Origin of the sequence: Pseudomonas sp. NPDC088890 (assembly GCF_044900155.1) — a bacterium.
Lineage (GTDB): Bacteria > Pseudomonadota > Gammaproteobacteria > Pseudomonadales > Pseudomonadaceae > Aquipseudomonas > Aquipseudomonas urmiensis.
The window spans coordinates 553451-571574 of record NZ_JBJDNG010000002.1 but is presented as its reverse complement, the minus strand read 5'-3'; the positions used below and the strand labels follow the sequence as shown (position 1 = coordinate 571574).

The window sequence follows — 18124 nt, the reverse complement described above, 5'->3', positions numbered from 1 at the left end:
GTACGGAGCGACATCATGGAAATCCGCACGTTGGGCAACGGCCTGCAAGTGTCCGCACTGGGCCTTGGCTGCATGAGCATGACCTCGGCCTACGGGCCGGCTGCCGACAAAACCAGCATGATCCAGTTGATTCGTTCGGCCCACGAGCAAGGCATCACGTTGTTCGACACCGCCGAAGCCTATGGCCCGTTTGCCAATGAAGAACTGTTGGGCGAGGCCTTGCAGCCGATCCGCGAGCAGGTCGCCATCGCCACCAAGTTCGGCTTCGATATCGACCTGATCACCGGCACACGCGGCGGCGGAACCAACAGCCGCCCGGAACATATACGCGCCGTGGCCGAGGCGTCGTTGAAGCGTCTGCGCACCGATTGCATCGACCTGTTTTATCAGCACCGCGTTGATCCGCAGGTACCCATCGAAGACGTCGCCGGTACCGTCAAGGATCTGATCGCCGAGGGCAAGGTCAAGCATTTCGGCCTGTCTGAGGCAGGTGTTGAAACCATTCGCCGGGCGCACGCGGTGCAAGCGGTCACGGCGGTGCAGAGCGAATATTCGCTGTTCTGGCGAGGCCCAGAGTTGGAGCTGCTGGCAGTGCTGGAAGAACTGGGGATCGGTTTCGTACCGTTCAGCCCGCTCGGCGCCGGTTTCCTCACCGGGCAGATCGACGAGCACACGCAGTTCGACGCCGGCGATTTCCGCAATTTCGTCCCGCGTTTTTCCCCTGAAGCGCGCAGGGCCAATCTGGCATTGGTCGATGTGGTCAAAGCCGTCGCGCAACGCAAACACGCCACGCCGGCGCAAGTGGCGCTGGCCTGGTTGCTGGCCCAGAAGCCGTGGATTGTGCCGATCCCGGGCACGACCAAGCAGCATCGGCTGGAAGAGAACCTGGGGGCCGTCGAACTGCAATTGACCCGCGACGATCTGCGCGTGATCAACGAGCAGATGGCGCAGATTCAGGTGCAGGGAGAACGCCTGCCGGAATCGGCGCTCAACATGACCGGACTCTGAATCTGCCCAACCCGGCGCCACGTGCAGCGCCCTTTCACGCCTAACCGGAGTTGATCCGATGAACCGATTGATCGCGCCACTCGTTGCTTTGTCATTCATGGCGGCAGAATCCCAGGCCGCCAGCGAAATCCGCGTTACGCCGAACGGCTCACAGCCCTCGGTCAAGGGCGCGACGCAAAACTTTACCGGAACGGTGCGCGTTGACGGCCTATTCAAGGGCGAGCCGCCGGCGCGTATCGGCGGCGGCACGGTAACCTTTGAACCTGGCGCGCGCACGGCGTGGCACACCCATCCGCTGGGGCAAACGCTGATCGTCACCGCAGGGGTCGGCTACGTCCAACAAGAAGGTGGCCCGCGACAGGAGATCCGACCGGGCGACACTGTCTGGATTCCACCGCACACCCGTCACTGGCATGGCGCCACGCCCAGCAACGGCATGACGCATATCGCCATCGCTGAAGCCGAGGACGGCAACACCGTTACTTGGGCGGAACAAGTCTCGCAGGCGCAATACGCCGGAGAATGAAGTTACGGAATGTGTCAATGCTGCTCACCCGGCATCGTCGCCGCAAACCGTCATCCGACCTCAAGGCCGCGCACCAGTAGGGTCGCGCCACAAATGCAGCGATTATCGCAATGACTACTCATGAGTTCTGCTCAGAAGTCCATGCGCGATTTCGGGGTTAATCGACACAACCCTCCTCCGTACGATCCAGCAACACCGCAGTGACCCGCACTGAATGGAGCTTTTCACGATGACCACTGACGCACGCAGCGGCGCTGCCCTCCCCGCACTCATGGCGCTTTGTCTGGGCGTTGGGGCGATGTTCAACGCTACCACTAAAGCAGCAGAGGCATCGCAGACCATGGCCAGCACGTCCGCCAGCGCCGATACCCTGTCGCGCAAACAACAAACGATTCCCCTGATCGCCGCATTCATGGCGACCAGCGACATGTCCAACCTCAACACCGCGCTCAATCAAGGGCTCGATGCCGGCCTGACCATCAGTGAGACCCGGGAAATTCTCGTGCAGCTGTACGCCTATGTGGGCTTCCCGCGCAGCCTCAACGCCTTGAACGAACTGATGACCGTGGTGCAGGCGCGCAGACAGCGCGGCATCGAAGACGCGCCGGGGCGTGAACCGAGCCGGGCAATTCCGGTCGGCGATGAACTCCTGGCTGCCGGGACCGCGAATCAAACCAGGATCTCCGGCGCCCCGGTCAGAGGCCCGGTGTTCGAGTTCGCGCCGGTGATCAACCGGTTCCTGCAAACCCACCTGTTCGGTGAGATCTTCGAGCGCGACAACCTCGACTGGCAAAGCCGCGAACTGGCGACTGTCGGGGCGCTGGCCGCAACGCCTGGGGTCGAGCCGCAATTGCGCTCGCACATGGCGGCGAGCTTGCGCGTCGGCCTGAGCTCGGCACAGTTGCTTGAAGTCGCGGAACTGCTGAAGAAACACGGCGATGCGCAGACGGCTGAACGAGCCAATACCGCATTGACCCAGGCCCTCGCGGCTTCGGGGAAATGACATGAAATCTGCAAAGTATCTGCTGGGCGTCACGCTGTTGAGCCTGTTGGCGGCCTGCGCGAACCACCCCGATGACCCATTACTGATTCAACACCAAGGCAGCTTCGCCGTCGGCGGTACGGTGACCACTGCACCGGGTTTCTTCAACCCGCGCCAACCGATGATGCCCAACGGCCAGACCTACCACGGTGACCACGCCTACGCCTTCTATCAAATCCCGGTGAATGCGCGAAATCTGCCCATCGTCATGTGGCACGGTGCGGGTCAGTTTTCCAAGACCTGGGAAACCACCGCCGATGGTCGCGAAGGCTTTCAGAACATCTTTCTGCGCCGCCATTACGGCGTCTACCTGATCGATCAGCCTCGGCGTGGCGATGCCGGGCGCAGCATGGTCGAAACCACAATCGAGCCTGTGCCTGACGAACAACTGTGGTTCAACCAGTTCCGCATCGGCCTGTGGCCCAACTACTTCAACGGCGTGCAAATGGCACAGGATGCCCAGACCCGCGAGCAATTTTTCCGGGCGATGACGCCGAACACCGGGCCGTTCGACATGGGCGTGGTCTCTGATGGCGTGTCAGCACTGTTCGACAAAATCGGCCCGGGGATTCTGTTCACCCATTCGCAAGGTGGCGGGCCGGGCTGGTTGACGGCGATCAAGAACGACAAGGTCAAAGCCATCGTGGCGTTCGAACCGGGCAGCAGCTTTGTGTTTGCTGAGGGTGAAGTGCCTGCGCCCATTCCCAGCGCGTTCGACACTGTGCAAGGCGCTTCGGTGCCGATGGAGCAGTTCATGGCCCTCACGCGCATTCCGATTCTGATCCTCTACGGTGACAACATACCTGAACAGGCGGTCGACCTGCCCGCTCAGGACAGTTGGCGCGCACGCCTGAAGATGGCCCGGCTCTGGCGCGATGCGGTCAATCGCCACGGCGGTGATGTACGACTGATCCACCTGCCGGAAATCGGCATCCACGGCAACACCCACTTCCCCATGTCGGATCTGAACAACGTGCAGATCGCTGACCTGGTCGCGCAATTCCTAAAAGAAAACCAGCTGGACTGACCCACACGCTTTTGCAACTGCCGTCCTTTTGATTGCTCAGGAGCTTCACGTGAAAAACACTCTCAAAGCCACGTTCATGTCGGCATTGGTCGGCCTCTCAGCGGGCGAAGCCCTGGCCGCCGATTACAAAAAGAATTCGTTCACCCTCGCCTACGACGGCGCGATCAGCAAGAACGAACCGGGCAAGGTCAACATCCACCCGGTCAGCTACAAGCTCAATGGCCTGGACATCGCCGCCAACGTGTACACCCCGGCCAACTACGATGCGAAGAAGACCTACCCGACCGTGGTCGTTGCACACCCCAATGGCGGCGTGAAAGAACAAGTCGCCGGTCTGTACGCACAACGCCTGGCCGAACAGGGCTACATCACCATCACTGCCGACGCGGCGTATCAGGGTGCCAGCGGTGGTCAGCCGCGCAGCATCGATAAGCCAACGTACCGCATCGAAGACATTCACGGCATGGCCGACTTCATCAGCCAGTTTGCCGGCGTCGATGACAAGCGCCTCGGCCTGCTCGGCATCTGTGGTGGCGGTGGTTATTCGTTAGCGGCTGCGCAAACCGACAAACGCTTCAAATCGCTGGCAACGGTGAGCATGTTCAACTCAGGAAGGGTACGTCGCAACGGCTACAACGACTCGCAACTGGACAGCATTGAGCAACGCCTGCAACAGGCGTCAGCAGCCCGCGCGCAAGAAGCGGCCGGCGGCGCGGTGCTGTATTCGGGCGATGCCAACCTGACCGACGAGCAGATTGCCAAACTGCCCTTCGAGCTGTATCGCCAAGGTTATGAGTACTACTGGAAGACCCACGCGCACCCGAACTCGACCTTCAAATACACCACCAGCAGCCTGATCGACCTGATGCGTTTCGACGCCACTGACCATATCGAGCTGATAAACCAACCGTTGCTGATGATTGCCGGCAGCAAAGCCGACAGTCTGTACATGACGCAGGACGCCTTCCCCAAAGCCACCGGTACCACCGACAAGGAAGTGTTTATCCTCGACGGCGCGACGCACATCGAAACCTACTGGGTGCCGCGTTATGTCGATGCCGCGGTTGGCAAACTGACAGCGTTCTACGCCCGCACCTTGTAAACAACGCTCTTAGGAGTCGCGCATCCATCTGCAACCTGTTTTCATGAATTAATCCCGCGCCCCTCATGAGAGGTTCTCATCAATGTCCCGCGCCAATCTCAATGACCTGCAAGCCTTCGTGGTCATCGCCCGCGAAGGCAGTTTCACCCGCGCGGCCGCCCAGCTTGGCGTCTCGCAGTCGGCGCTGAGTCACACCATGCGTGCGCTGGAAAGCCGATTGGGCGTGCGCCTGCTGACGCGTACCACGCGCAGTGTTTCGCCGACCGACGCGGGTCAGCGGCTGTATCAGTCGATGGCGCCGCGGTTCGATGAGATCGAACTCGAACTGGCCGCTGTCAGCGAGTTTCGAGACACCCCGGCAGGCAATGTGCGGATTCAAGCGTCCGAGCATGCCGCCAACAACATTCTGTGGCCCAAGCTTTTAAAAGTGCTTCCCGACTATCCGGACATCAAAGTCGAAATCACCGTCGACTACGCGCTCTCCGACATTGTTGCGCAACGCTATGACGCCGGTGTACGCCTGGGAGACCAGGTGGCCAAGGACATGATCGCCGTTCCCATCGGGCCGCCCCTTCGCATCGCGGTCGTAGGCTCACCCGAATATTTCAAACAACGGCCAGTGCCAAAGGAGCCTGGTGATCTGGCGGCGCACAATTGCATCAATCTGCGCCTCCCCACCCATGGCAACTTGATGCAATGGGATTTTGAAAAGGATGGTCACGAGCTGAAGGCCCGTGTCGAAGGGCAGTGGACGTTCAACAGCAGCGTACCGATCCTGCGTGCGGCCGTGGCGGGATGTGGCTTGGGTTTCCTGCCGGAAGACATGGTGGAGAGAGCGCTTGCCGACGGTAGCCTTGTGCGGGTGTTGGAAGATTGGTGCCAACCCTTTGCCGGTTACCATCTCTACTACCCCAATCGCCGTGAACATTCATCAGCGTTTGGCGTTGTAGTTGAAGCGTTACTCTACAAGCGCTGAGTCGTCTAATCGATTGCAGCCGTACGCGACCTGTTGCAAGCGCAATCGGAGTTGGGGGTATTGCAGGCGCGCATCCAGAAAACCATTGAAACGCATCTCGCGCCCAAACGCTTGTATATCGGGCGGTTTGGGCATGACGCCGGCCACTCCATTCACTTCCACTTCATTCCGGTGTATGACTGGGTTGAAGCGGGTTTCTGGCAGGACGAAAGGTACAGGCTGCTGCAAACCTTCGGCTCGCTTGACAGTGCCCTCGCGCAAACGAATTGATGCTATTCGTCTGGCGAGAGTTTTGTGAACGCCCCCTGCCGCCACCGGTACAAGGCCCTGGCGTAGCTGAAGTCGTTGCCACCCTGCGCAGCGCGTTCGACTCAAAGCTGCCCGGCTAGGCTGCGGTCGGAATGATAAGCGGGTCGCAATTTCACACTATTGTGCAATGCGAGTGAACCTATTGATCCCATAGCGTTCTAGGATACCGGCCCGGGCTGGTGGCAATGTGGCAGTAACTGTCCCAGCACGCCTCGCCACGTCGCGAAATCAGCCTGGATGGCATCGTTCCACTCAACTCTACAGGGATGTAAAACCCTCATGCAGCAGACTTCTACTGAAGTGCCAGTGACCGGTCAATTGGTCGGCACTTACCGCTACGGCAAGGGCCTGAAAATCTTCACGATAGTTTTCAGCCTGGCGCTACTGATCCTGGCCGGCCTCATCGTTTACTTCGCCAGCACCTTGCCGGTGAACAGCAGCGGGCCTGTCACGTTCACCACCCCGTCAGGCTCGACGATGCGCTTCAATGGCAACGTCTCGATGCTCTATTACACCGGCGCGTTGCTGGCGTTCATCGCGGTGGGCATCGCGGCGCTGTATGCGTGGCACAGTCGCTATCGGCACAGCAGCTACGAGCTGTATGAACAGGGCATCGCCTACACCACCAAGGGCGTGCGCACCTACGTGCCGTTCACTGAAATCGAGCATTTGTACCTGTTCGCCTCGGGGCAGACGATGTTCAGCGGCATGATCACCAACCTGGCGTTCCGTCGCAATGCCAGCGAGCCGTTCCACCGGGTGATCGAACCGCTCAAGCGCTTCTTCGAATTCCAGCAACTGTTTCGCGAGCTCTACCTCGACGCCAGGCAACCTGCGGTCCTGCAGACCTTGCACAGCGGTGGCACGGTGACGTTCGAGTACGCCGACACCAGCCAAGTCTGGCGCAAGCGTGTGAGCGGCAACTTCCTCGATATCAAGACCCTGCCGATCGTGGTTTCACGAGATTACCTGCAGGTCCAGGGCAGCCAGGTATCGATGGCTTCGCTACGCAGCGTGGACACCAGCGCCTGGAGCGAGAAGGTGGTGATCAAGGATGCTTCTGGCAAGCCAGTACTGTCGACCGTCGCCACCGGCATCCTCAACATGGACCTGTTCCTCAACACGTTAGCCCTGTTGATGGAAACGTCTGTCGAGCAGACCGCTGAACACACTGCCTGAACACACGGGGCGCAGGGCTCAACGCCCTGCCCCCCGTGGTTATAAGTGCCCTACCCCGGATCGTCCCCTCTGACAGCAATTCCCCGCCAGCCCCTGAACATACCCCGCACCTCCCGAATACGCCGAAAACTCTCGTTTGAGTGCGCAAAAGCGCGCGCCAGCTACACATCATCATTCGCTTGAGCCTGAACCGTTCGGGTTTTGCACATGAACTTTGCCCGGTGCTGATGGGCCTCCTACTTCAGATCTACTGATAAAGGAGCTAACCCCATGAGTGCACAATTGAACGGCAAGCGCGTGGCGTTTCTGGTCACCGACGGGTTCGAACAGGTGGAACTGACCGGCCCGCGCGAAGCCTTGGAGCAAAACGGCGCGGTCGTCGACATTCTGAGTGACAAGCCAGGTACGGTCCGCGGCTGGAATCATGACAAGCCCGCCGACCCATTCACGGTAGATGCCACATTCGACAGCGCCCAACTCGACCTGTACGACGCGCTGGTGCTACCAGGCGGGGTGCAGAACTCCGACACGATCCGGCTGATCCCCGGCGCGCAAAAACTGGTGAAAAGCCATGACTCAGCCGGCAGACCGCTGGCGGTGATCTGTCACGGCGCATGGCTGCTGGTGTCCAGTGGCCTGGCCAAAGGCAAGCGCATGACCAGCTACAAAACCTTGCAAGACGATATTCGCAATGCCGGTGGCATCTGGGCCGATGAGCAGGTGGTGGTCGATGGCAACCTGATCAGCAGCCGCCAACCTGATGATATTCCGGCCTTCAATGAGCAGTTGATCAAGGCCTTGGCAGGCTGATTTTTACTCTTCCAACGAATACCACTGCAGGAGCCTTGTTCCATGAGCGACTACCCTACTCCGCCATTCCCCTCCCAAGCGCAAAGCGTTCCAGGTTCACAACGCAAGATGGAGCCGTATCCGGACTGCGGTGAACAGACCTACACCGGGCACAATCGGCTCGACGGCAAGATCGCCCTGATCACCGGTGCCGACAGCGGCATCGGCCGAGCGGTTGCGATTGCCTATGCCCGCGAAGGCGCAGACGTTGCCATCGCCTATCTCGATGAACACGACGATGCCCAGGAAACCGCGCGCTGGGTCGAGGCGGCGGGTCGCCAATGCCTGCTGCTACCCGGTGACCTGGCGCACAAACAGCACTGCTACGAGATCGTCGACAAAACCGTGGCGCAGTTCGGTCGCATCGACATCCTGGTCAATAACGCCGCGTTCCAGATGGCCCATGAAACCCTGGACGAGATTGACGATGATGAGTGGGTGAAGACCTTCGACACCAACATCACGGCGATCTTTCGCATCTGCCAGCGGGCGTTGCCGTCGATGGGCAAAGGTGCTTCGATCATCAATACCAGTTCGGTCAACTCCGATGACCCGTCACCTAACCTGTTGGCGTATGCCGCTACCAAAGGCGCCATCGCCAACTTCAGCGCAGGCCTTGCCCAGTTGCTGGCCAAGCAAGGCATTCGGGTCAACAGTGTCGCGCCTGGGCCGATCTGGACACCGCTGATCCCCGCCACCATGCCGGATGAGGCGGTGAGGAACTTCGGCTCGGGCTACCCGATGGGACGCCCAGGGCAACCGGTTGAGGTTGCACCGATCTACGTCCTGCTGGCTTCTGATGAAGCGAGCTACATCTCCGGCTCGCGCTACGCGGTCACCGGCGGCAAACCGATTCTTTGAGCACGACGCTGAGGCCCGCGGGTGCGGGCCTCAGTGCTTTTTCGACGGTTGTTGGCGAGCCGTCTTCTGCGCGGTCGAATCATGCTCGGTACCTGACGAACCATCCGGTCGATGGGCATCGTTGTCCCGCTCCTGTTCACCCTGCGGCTTGGCCGGTGGCGGTGTTTCAACGCTGTCTTCGCTATGCTTTTTCATCGCTTGCCCTGCTCCCTCTCGGTGTCCCGTTGAACAAGTGATGCCCTGACGGTCAATCAAGTTCAGGCCACAGCGCAAGCCGGCATTGCCACGTTTTTCCTGATTCAGGCAGACGTCAGTGGCGCTCGCGTGTAGCCACTGTCGACGAGCCGCATGATGCCCAGCGGATTGGCATCCTTGAGCGCATCCGGCAACAGCGCATCCGGGTAGTTCTGGTAGCACACCGGACGCAGGAAACGGTCGATCGCCAGGCTGCCAACCGAGGTGCCACGGGCGTCCGAGGTGGCCGGGTAAGGCCCGCCGTGAACCATCGCATCGCACACTTCAACGCCAGTTGGGTAGCCGTTGAGCAGCAGGCGCCCGGCTTTGCGCTCAAGTTCCGGCACCAGCCTGGCGAACTGCTGCAGGTCCTCGGGTTCGGCAATCAAGGTCGCAGTGAGCTGGCCATGCAACGCCCGCACTACGTCCACCAGCTGTGGCTCATCGGCCACTTCGACGACGAGGGTGCAAGGGCCGAAGACCTCTTCCTGCAACCTGGCATCGCCATCGAGCAGCAGCTGCGCATCCGCCTGGAACAGTTGCGGCTGCGCCTGCTGGCCTTGTTGCGGCCGGCCGGCCAGATGGCGGACGCCAGGATGACCGTGCAACGCGGCGACGCCGTTGCAATAGCTGTCCAGGGTGCCGGCATTGAGCATGGTCTGCGCCGGCTGGTCGGCCATGCGCGCAGCAAACTGTTCGAGGAACTCGGTGAAGGCCGGGGCGCGGACGCCGATTATCAACCCTGGGTTGGTGCAGAACTGCCCGCAACCTTGCACCACGGAGGCAGTCAGTTCGGTTGCCACCGCCTCGCCGCGCTGGGCGATGGCAGCGGGCAGCAGCAACACCGGGTTGATGCTGCTCATCTCGGCGAACACCGGGATCGGTTGGGGCCGCGCCGCCGCCATGTCACACAGGGCGCGCCCGCCTTTGAGCGAGCCAGTGAAGCCCACCGCCTGAATCGCGGGGTGCTTGACCAGCTGCTCGCCCACGCCAGCGCCGTAGATCATGTTGAAGGTGCCGTCGGGCATGGCGCAACGCTGCACTGCACGCATGATCGCATCGGCGACCAGCTCGGCTGTAGCCATGTGCCCGGAATGAGCCTTGAATACCACCGGGCAGCCGGCGGCCAAGGCTGCAGCGGTGTCGCCCCCCGCGGTGGAGAAGGCCAGGGGAAAGTTGCTGGCACCAAACACTGCGACTGGCCCGACGCCGGTTCGGCATTGTCGAAGGTCGACGCGCGGCAGCGGTTGGCGATCCGGCTGGGCACGGTCGATGCGTGCGCCGAGCCAGTCACCGCGGCGCAGCACCTCGGCGAACAGGCGCATCTGGCCGCTGGTGCGCGCCCGTTCGCCCTTGATACGCGCCTCAGGCAGCGCCGTTTCGCGGCAGACCACGCTGACGAAGTTGTCGTCGAGCAAGTCGATTTCCTCAGCGATGGCCTCAAGAAATGCTGCACGTCGATCGGGGGATGTACTGCGGTAGGCGGCAAATGCAGCGGCTGCCGCCTGTGCAGCGGCATCCACCTCTTCAGCGGTGGCCTGGGTAAAACGGTACGGCAGTGCCTGCGCGGTATGCGCGTCAAAACTGTGCAATACCACCGCACCCGCGGCGCAGCGCGCGCCGCCAATGTAGTTGTAACCGAGCAAGTTGAGCATAACGACCTCATAAGCGTGAGCCGGCCGAGTCTGGGCCGGCTTTCTGACAAGCAATCCTAGAGACGGGCGACAGCCCCCGGCAGGATCGGCACTTCGCAAGCGACGATGCCGTTGCGCAAAGGCGCGCCGAATTCATCCATGGCGATTTCGAAGGTGTCGCCAGGCGCCGCCTTGATGCCGTCGGCGAAGGACAACGTGGCAGTGCCGAAGTAATGCACGTGGACATCGCCGGGGCGCAGGAACTGGGCGTACTTGAAGTGATGGAACTCAAGGTTGGCCAGGCTGTGGCACATGTTGCCCTCGCCCGAGAGGAATTCACCCTCCCACAGCACTTGCGCGCCGCGCAGGATGCGGCTGCGACCTTGCAGGTGCGCTGGCAGCTCGCCGACCCGCAGCTCCGGGCCAAAGGCGCAGGCACGTAGCTTGGAATGGGCCAGGTAGAGGTAGTTGCGCCGCTCCATCACATGGTCGGAAAACTCGTTGCCCAAGGCATAGCCCAGCCGATGCGGCAGGCCGTCATCGCCGATCACATACAGCCCGACCAACTCCGGCTCCTCTCCAGCGTCCTCGGCGAACGCCGGCAGCGGCAGGTCACCCCCGGGGCGGACGACGATGCTGCCGTCGCCCTTGTAGAACCATTCTGGCTGCGCCCCGACCTGCCCCTGCGCAGGCTTGCCGCCATCGAGCCCCCATTTGAAGATGCGCATGGTGTCGGTCAGGGTCGCTTCGTCTGGCTCGCCCTGCTGGTGCATCTTGTCGCGTGTCGCGGCGCTGCCCAGGTGGGTCAGGCCAGTGCCGCTGACCAGGCAATGGGCCGGGTCTTCATGGTCCAGCGGTGGCAATACCCTGCCCGCCTGCAGCAGGCCGGCATAGTCCGGGCCGGCGTCACTGCCACGGGCCAGGACCTCTTCGACCAGGCCATGGCCGCTGCGGATCGCCGCCAAGGCCAGTTCGCGGGTGCTGCTGGTTGCTCGCAACGTGCGCACCTGAGCGCCTTCGATCACCCCCACGCGGCGCTGGCCGGCCTGGTCTTCGAATTGAATCAACCGCATGTGTCGTTCCCCTTGCGCAAGGCCGGGCGCCAGCGCGTGGCGGCGCCCGACGCGATCATTCGATGATGTTGAAGTCGTTGAGGTATTGCTCGGAAATCTCCAGCCCCAGGCCCGGCTTGTCGTCGTCCAGCTGGATGTAGCCGTTGACCGGTTGCGGCTCGCCCTTGAACACGTAGTAGAACAACTCGTTGCCGACCTCGACGTCGAACACCGGGAAGAACTCGGCCATCGGCGAGGCGGTGCTGGCCATGGTCAGGTGATAGTTGTGCATCTGCCCGGCATGGGGAATGACCGGTACCGACCAGGCTTCGGCCATGGCGTTGATCTTGCGCGCGGCGGTAATGCCGCCGACGCGGTTGGTGTCGTACTGGATGACGTCCACCGCACGGCGCTCGAGCAGGTCCTTGAAACCATGGCCGGTGAACTCGTGCTCGCCGCCCGAGATCGGCATGATGCCCATCTTCTTCAACTCGATATAACCTTCGATGTCATCGGCGATCACCGGCTCTTCCAGCCAGCGCGGCTCGAATTCGGCCAGCTTGGGCAGCATCCGCCGGGCGTACTCCAGGGTCCAGCCCATGTAGCATTCGAGCATGATGTCGACATCCGGGCCGGCCAGTTCACGCAGCGCGCGCACCTGCTCGATGTTGCGGCGCATGCCGGCCGGGCCATCCTTGGGGCCGTAGCCAAAGCGCATCTTCAGCGCGGTGAAACCTTGGTTCAGATAGCCTTGGGCTTCTTCCAGGAACAGGTCGAGGTTGTCATTGGCGTAGAGCTTGGAGGCGTAGGTCCAGATCTTTTCCTTGGTGCGCCCGCCGAGCAGCTTGAACACCGGTTTGTTGACGGCCTTGCCCATGATGTCCCAGATCGCCAGGTCGATGGCCGAAATGGCGGCCATGCCGATGCCCTTGCGTCCCCAGGCATGGGTGCGGCGGTACATCTTCTGCCAGATGTACTCGCTGTCGAAGGGGTCTTCGCCGATGCAGATCGGTGCCAGGTACAGGTCGATGATTTCCTTGGCCACTCGCGGCGCCAGGGCGCAGTTACCGATGCCGACGATGCCGGTGTCGGTTTCGATTTCTACCACCAGCCAACCATGGAAGCGGAATGAGCCCATGGCATCGCCACGCTCGAAGAGGATGTCGCTGGCGTTGGTGCAAAAGTGCGCCTGGGGCGGCACGACTTTGCCTTTCCATTCAAAGACACGGGTGCGGACAGATTTGATTTTCATCGGTGAAGGTCCTCTCACTACAAGGGATGATCAGCCGGCCCGGGCAACTTCGAGCGGGGCTGGGGTGGGTCGGGAAGCTTTCAGTCGGGACAGCAGGCAGGCCCCCAGCACGCCGACCACGGCCAAGGCGAACATGCCAGCGCGGGGGTCGGCGAACAGGGTTTCGGTCAGGGTCTTGAGGTTCGGCGCAACGAAACCGCCGAGATTGCCCAACGAGTTGATCAGGGCAATGCCACTGGCGGCGGCGGCGCCGCTGAGGTAGCCGGTGGGCAGGGTCCAGAACAGCGGTTGCACGGCAACGAAGCCGGCGGCGGCGAAACAGAAGGCGACAATCGCCAGTGCAAGGCTGCCGGCCAGCGCCGAGGCGGCAATACCCGCCGCCGCCATGGCCAGCATGACCACCGCCAGCTGCCGATGCAGTCCGCTACGGTCGGCGTAACGGGTCACCAGGCGGGTCACCACCAAGGCGCACGCCCAAGGGATGGCGGTGTAGAGGCCGACATTCAGGCTGACCTGGCCGTCGAGGAAGCTGGCGATGCGGGTCGGCAGGTAGAACACCACGCCGTACACGCTCATCTGCACGGTGAAATACACCAGGCAGAACTTCAGTACCTGGCGATTGCGTAACGCACCGAGAAAGCCATGCGGTCCGTGGCCCTGTTTCTGCGCATCTTCTTCGGCCAGCTGCTGCTCCAGCGCCTGTTTTTGCGCGTCATTCAACCAGCGGGCCTGGGCTGGGCGATCAACCAGGTAGAAATACGCGGCAATCCCGACCAGCGACGCCAGCAGCCCCTCGACGACGAACAGCCACTGCCAGTTGGCCATGCCGAACACCCCCTTGAACTCCAGCAGCCAGCCCGACAGCGGCCCGCCCAGCACCAGCGCCAAAGGCAGACCGAAGTAGAACAAGCCCAGGGCCTGAGCACGGCTGCGGGCCGGGAACCAGTAGGTGAGGTACAGGATGATCCCGGGGAAGAAGCCCGCCTCGGCAACGCCCAGCAGCAAGCGCAGCACATAGAAGGTGGTGGCGTTGTCGGCGAACATCATCGCCGCGCTGACCAGGCCCCAGGTAACCATGATCCGGCACAGCCAGACGCGGGCGCCGAGACGGTGCAGCATCAGGTTGCTGGGCACTTCGAAACAGGCATAGCCGATGAAGAAGATGCTTGCACCGAAGGCGAACGCGGCGTCGCTCAGGCCGGTGTCGGCCTGCAGGTAGGCGCGGGCATAACCGACGTTGGCACGGTCGATGAAGGCCAGTACGTACATCAGGATCAGAAAAGGCAGCAGCCGCGCACGGCTGGTAGAAATGGCCGAGGCCAGAGAGCTGGCAGGGTCGTTCATGGAGCGATCTCCGCGTTTGCCTGGAGCGCTGAGGGAAGCGGCCAGGCAGGTTTTTATTGTTGGTGTTGGGGGCGACTTTAGAGGGGCCTTGCCGGCCTGGATAATCACTTATGCGTATCCATCGATAGCCTGAGGTAATACCTTTCGCTTGGTTGGTCGCGTTGGGGTTATCACCTGGACGTGCGGGTAGCAGGCTGTGCAGCCAACTGGCTGGAGAAGTTAGGAGCGTTATTAGAGGCGGCCCTTCACGGGGCCGCCGGATGATTAGCTGTGATGGGGTTGCGCAGGGCTGGGAGGGGGTGGTGCGGCCTTCGCGGGCAAGCCCGCTCCCACAGAATCCTGTACAACCCGTGGGGATTGAGTTGTGTCAGGCAAAGCCGCCGGGCACTCAGCGGGCGTTGCGGCCCATGCGACAGGCAATTTCGAAGGCCTGGCGGGTGGCACCGACATTGGCCTTGCCCTGCCCTGCGATGTCGAAGGCGGTACCGTGGGCTGGGGTGGTGATGGCGATCGGCAGGCCGCCCTGTACAGTGACGCCGCGCGAGAAGCCCATCAGCTTGATGGCGATCTGGCCTTGGTCGTGATACATGGTCACCACGGCGTCGAAGGCCTTGGCATCGCCCTGTACCTTGAGGAAGATGGTGTCGCCAGGATACGGGCCATCGGCATCGATGCCCTGCTCACGCGCCCGCTGCACTGCCGGGCCGATAATGTCCAGCTCCTCACGGCCAAAGCTGCCGTTGTCGCCATTGTGCGGGTTCAGGCCACACACCCCGATACGCGGGCGGACGAGACCGCTGCGTTTGAGTGCGGTGTCGATCAAGCCAATCGCTTCGAGCACTCGCTGCTGGCTGAGCAGGCCCGGCACCTCGGCCAGGGCCACGTGCGAGGTAACCCGCGAGGTCCACAACGCATCGAGCACGTTGAACTCGCAGAACGGCCCGGTGAAGTCCAGGCGCTCGGCAAACCAGTGCAGCTCGTCACTGTGGCCCATGCCTGCCAGGTGCAGCGAGGTCTTGTTCAGTGGCCCGAACAGTATCGCGTCGGTCTTGCCCGACTGGGTCAGCTCAAGGGCCACGGCTAAGGTATCCAGGCTGTAGCGCCCGCCAATCACACTGGCTTCGCTGCGCGCAAAGGCGCCCTGGGCCTGGCCGCGATACGGGTAGAGCAACGGCGTGTCATCGGCGAAGTCCAGGGTCTGCAACGAGTCGACCCGCCGATAGGGGAACTCGCAACCGGCGATCTGCATACCGCGGCGCACTTCGTCCTCGTCGGCGATCAACACCACGTGCGCCTGGCTGCGTACCTGCGCTTCGGCCAGCAGCCGGGCGATCAGCTCGGGGCCGATACCGGCCGGATCGCCGAGCACCATGGCCAGGCGTGGAAGGGTGTGCTTGCTCATACGGGAGTCCTCATGTCGGGCGATAGCTGGGCATGGCGCAGGGTGTCGGGCACGGTGCGGTAGATCCGCCGTGCATTGCGCAGAAAAAGTTGTTCCTGGGTGGTAGGCGGCAAGTCGGCAACGATGCGCTTGAAGCCGCGGTAGATCTCATCGAAGCTGCCGCACAGGCCATCGACCGGGAAGTTGCTGGCGAACATCGCCCGTTCGCTGCCAAACAGGGCGATGACCTGGCGCACGATCCAGGCGTTGTCCTCGGCGCGCCACGGCTTGCCGGCCTGGCCAATGCCGGAGATCTTTACCGCGACGTTGTCGCAACGGGCGAAGCGCGCCATGGCCGCCTGCCAGTCGGCCAGGCCCTGGGCGCTGCGATCGGACGGCAGCCCGGCATGATTGAGAATCAGCAAGGTGTTGGGGAAATCCCGCGCCAGGCGTACCGCCTCGTCGAGGTTCCACCACGGCGTCTGCAGGTCGAAGTGCAGACCATGGCGGCCCAGCTCGGCGTAGCCACGGCGCCACTGCTGATCGCTCATCAAGCTGTGCGAACGGCCAACCTGGTTGGGATGGGTGGGCCCACCCGGTTTGTGCCGAACGCTGCGTACCCGCGCAAAGCCCGCTTGGGCTGCCAGCACCTGGGGGGCATCGTCGGCATCCAGCCAGGCCTGGGCAACCACCGCATTCGGCGTGCCGTAGCGGGCGGCCAGCGCATGAATGAAGCGGGACTCGCCGATGGGGTCGTTTGAGTCCCACTCCGTTTCCACGTACACCGTCTCGACCACTTGGTGCTCGCCGGCATCGGCAAAATAGTCCTGCGGGAAGTAACGCCGTTTGATCGCGCTGTAGTCGCCGTAGCGAAACGGGATATTGGCGCTCGCCGCCAACCACGGATGCGGGTTGTTCACGGGGTCCCAGAAATGATGATGGGCATCGACGATTGGCCCGTCGTACAACTCAGCCATGGTTAACCTCGGTTTTGTCCAGAGCGATCAACAACGTGCCGACGATGAACAGCGCCGAACACAGGGCAAAGAATCCGAGCACCGCCGGGTAGCCCCCAAGGTGCTGCAACAGAACGCCGACCAGAATCGGCACGACGATGCCGCCCAGGCTGCCGGCGAGGTTCATCACGCCGCCGATCAGGCCTACCCGCGAGGGCGCGGCGAGCAATGCTGGGAAGCTCCAGTAGAGGCTGCCCCACATGAGGAAGAACGCCGTCAGCGACAGCAGCGCTACAGCGGCATAGGCATTGCTCAGGCCAGGCAGCAGGAGAAACGCGCACAGCGCCACTAGGCCGGAAAAGCTCAGTAGCCCCTTGGCCGCCAAGCCTCGGCGCACGCCCTTGCGGATCAACATGTCGCACAGGAAGCCACCGACCAGCGAACCCAGCGCCCCGCACAGGAAGATGATGAAGGTAGCAGCGCCGATGCCTTTGATATCGAAACCGCGGGCATGGGCCAGATAGCTCGGCCCCCAGGTCAACAGGCCAAAGAACACCATGGCCCAACTGGCGCGCCCGAGCAGGATGCCGGTCAGCGAGCGTGGCGCGATGCCCAGGCCTTTAGCCTGTTGCTGCGCCGCTTCAGCGGCCGGTACGGCGCGCCCACCATTGATTTGCTCAAGCTCGGCGGCATTGACCGAGGCATGTTCGGCGGGGTTGTCGCGCAAGTAGTGCCAAGCCAGCCAGGCCATGGCCAGGGTGGCGATGCCGGCGACGAAAAAGGCGATGCGCCAGGAGCCGAGCACAGCAATCAGGTAGGCGATGATCAGCCCACCAAGCGCAGCCCCCAACGGCCCGCCGCAGTCCATCAGCACCGCGCCGCGGCTGCGCTCGCTGGGGCCGAGCCAAAGCGAATTGAGTTTGCCGCCGGACGGAAACAACGGCGCCTCCGCAGCGCCCAGCGCCACCCGCGCGAACATCAGTGACCACCCGCCCGTGGCGAATGCCGCGAGGGTCTGGAAAGCCCCCCACAAACCCGTTGACCAGCCGATTACCCGGCGCGGACCGAAGCGGTCGATCAACCAGCCGCCAGGGATCTGCAACAACGCATAGGCCCAGAAGAAACTGCTCAGAATCAGCCCTTGCATGCTCGGCGAAAGCTCGAATTCGGCGGCAATGGTGGGCATGGCGATCGACAGCGAAACACGGTCGATCAAGTTGATCACCGTCAGGGCAAAGATGATGGCGAAGATGCGCCAGCGCACGTTGCTGGCCTTCAGCGCGACAGCTTTATCGGCTGAACGCGCAGCTTGCAGCACAGCCGTTTGTGCCTGAGCCATAGGAGCTACCTCTGCTTGTTATTGTTGTGATCCGGTCGTTGCCGGCACAGCGA

General features: G+C 62.3%; 18 protein-coding genes. 10 read left to right on the top strand and 8 right to left on the bottom strand.

Annotation, left to right across the window (positions count from 1 at the left end; all coding sequences use genetic code 11):
- Window positions 1-15 precede the first annotated feature (15 nt).
- The 10 genes from ACI2JX_RS07480 to ACI2JX_RS07435 all read left to right on the top strand — a co-directional run bounded on the left by ACI2JX_RS07480 (window position 16) and on the right by ACI2JX_RS07435 (window position 8879).
- A complete protein-coding gene (locus ACI2JX_RS07480) occupies window positions 16-1008 on the top strand; it encodes an aldo/keto reductase (protein ID WP_404689780.1) in 993 nt (330 codons plus the stop codon).
- A gap of 58 nt (window positions 1009-1066) precedes the next feature.
- Complete coding sequence (locus ACI2JX_RS07475) at window positions 1067-1534, top strand: cupin domain-containing protein (protein ID WP_404689779.1); 468 nt, start codon at window positions 1067-1069, stop codon at window positions 1532-1534.
- Between the two features lie 229 nt (window positions 1535-1763).
- Entirely contained in the window at window positions 1764-2537 is a 774-nt protein-coding gene (locus tag ACI2JX_RS07470; RefSeq protein ID WP_404689778.1) for a carboxymuconolactone decarboxylase family protein, read from the top strand.
- A gap of 121 nt (window positions 2538-2658) precedes the next feature.
- Window positions 2659-3603: an alpha/beta fold hydrolase gene (locus ACI2JX_RS07465; RefSeq protein ID WP_404689819.1), complete on the top strand. Its 945-nt coding sequence runs from the start codon at window positions 2659-2661 to the stop codon at window positions 3601-3603.
- Window positions 3604-3652: 49 nt separating this feature from the next.
- Window positions 3653-4705, top strand: a complete 1053-nt coding sequence (locus ACI2JX_RS07460; protein WP_404689777.1) for an alpha/beta hydrolase — start codon at window positions 3653-3655, stop codon at window positions 4703-4705.
- Window positions 4706-4787: 82 nt separating this feature from the next.
- Window positions 4788-5681, top strand: coding sequence for a LysR substrate-binding domain-containing protein (locus ACI2JX_RS07455; protein ID WP_404689776.1), 894 nt, complete (start codon window positions 4788-4790; stop codon window positions 5679-5681).
- Between the two features lie 33 nt (window positions 5682-5714).
- Window positions 5715-5951, top strand: coding sequence for a hypothetical protein (locus ACI2JX_RS07450; protein ID WP_404689775.1), 237 nt, complete (start codon window positions 5715-5717; stop codon window positions 5949-5951).
- Window positions 5952-6269: 318 nt separating this feature from the next.
- On the top strand, window positions 6270-7169 hold the full coding sequence (locus tag ACI2JX_RS07445) for a hypothetical protein (protein WP_404689774.1): 900 nt from the start codon (window positions 6270-6272) through the stop codon (window positions 7167-7169).
- 270 nt (window positions 7170-7439) lie between these two features.
- Window positions 7440-7979, top strand: a complete 540-nt coding sequence (locus ACI2JX_RS07440) for a type 1 glutamine amidotransferase domain-containing protein (protein WP_404689773.1) — start codon at window positions 7440-7442, stop codon at window positions 7977-7979.
- Between the two features lie 42 nt (window positions 7980-8021).
- Window positions 8022-8879 (top strand): SDR family oxidoreductase, encoded by an 858-nt coding sequence (locus tag ACI2JX_RS07435; protein ID WP_404689772.1) that lies wholly within the window; start codon window positions 8022-8024, stop codon window positions 8877-8879.
- 30 nt (window positions 8880-8909) lie between these two features.
- Here the strand turns inward: ACI2JX_RS07435 and ACI2JX_RS07430 are convergent, their stop codons facing one another.
- From ACI2JX_RS07430 to ACI2JX_RS07395, 8 genes are all read right to left on the bottom strand, one after another.
- The gene (locus tag ACI2JX_RS07430) at window positions 8910-9074 is read right to left on the bottom strand and encodes a hypothetical protein (RefSeq protein WP_404689771.1); all 165 of its coding nucleotides are present in this window, start codon (window positions 9072-9074) and stop codon (window positions 8910-8912) included.
- Window positions 9075-9178: 104 nt separating this feature from the next.
- Window positions 9179-10768, bottom strand: coding sequence for an aldehyde dehydrogenase (NADP(+)) (locus tag ACI2JX_RS07425; protein ID WP_404689770.1), 1590 nt, complete (start codon window positions 10766-10768; stop codon window positions 9179-9181).
- Between the two features lie 56 nt (window positions 10769-10824).
- On the bottom strand, window positions 10825-11820 hold the full coding sequence (gene araD1 / locus ACI2JX_RS07420) for a 2-keto-3-deoxy-L-lyxonate dehydratase (RefSeq protein WP_404689769.1): 996 nt from the start codon (window positions 11818-11820) through the stop codon (window positions 10825-10827).
- Window positions 11821-11875: 55 nt separating this feature from the next.
- Window positions 11876-13051, bottom strand: coding sequence for an L-lyxonate dehydratase (locus tag ACI2JX_RS07415; RefSeq protein ID WP_186553336.1), 1176 nt, complete (start codon window positions 13049-13051; stop codon window positions 11876-11878).
- A gap of 30 nt (window positions 13052-13081) precedes the next feature.
- On the bottom strand, window positions 13082-14395 hold the full coding sequence (locus ACI2JX_RS07410; RefSeq protein WP_368971427.1) for an MFS transporter: 1314 nt from the start codon (window positions 14393-14395) through the stop codon (window positions 13082-13084).
- Window positions 14396-14783: 388 nt separating this feature from the next.
- Window positions 14784-15797, bottom strand: coding sequence for a 4-hydroxythreonine-4-phosphate dehydrogenase PdxA (locus ACI2JX_RS07405; RefSeq protein WP_264234548.1), 1014 nt, complete (start codon window positions 15795-15797; stop codon window positions 14784-14786).
- Complete coding sequence (locus ACI2JX_RS07400) at window positions 15794-16753, bottom strand: amidohydrolase (RefSeq protein WP_264234547.1); 960 nt, start codon at window positions 16751-16753, stop codon at window positions 15794-15796. Before ACI2JX_RS07400 ends, ACI2JX_RS07405 begins: the two co-directional genes overlap by 4 nt.
- The gene (locus ACI2JX_RS07395; RefSeq protein WP_404689768.1) at window positions 16746-18071 is read right to left on the bottom strand and encodes an MFS transporter; all 1326 of its coding nucleotides are present in this window, start codon (window positions 18069-18071) and stop codon (window positions 16746-16748) included. Before ACI2JX_RS07395 ends, ACI2JX_RS07400 begins: the two co-directional genes overlap by 8 nt.
- Window positions 18072-18124: the final 53 nt, after the last annotated feature.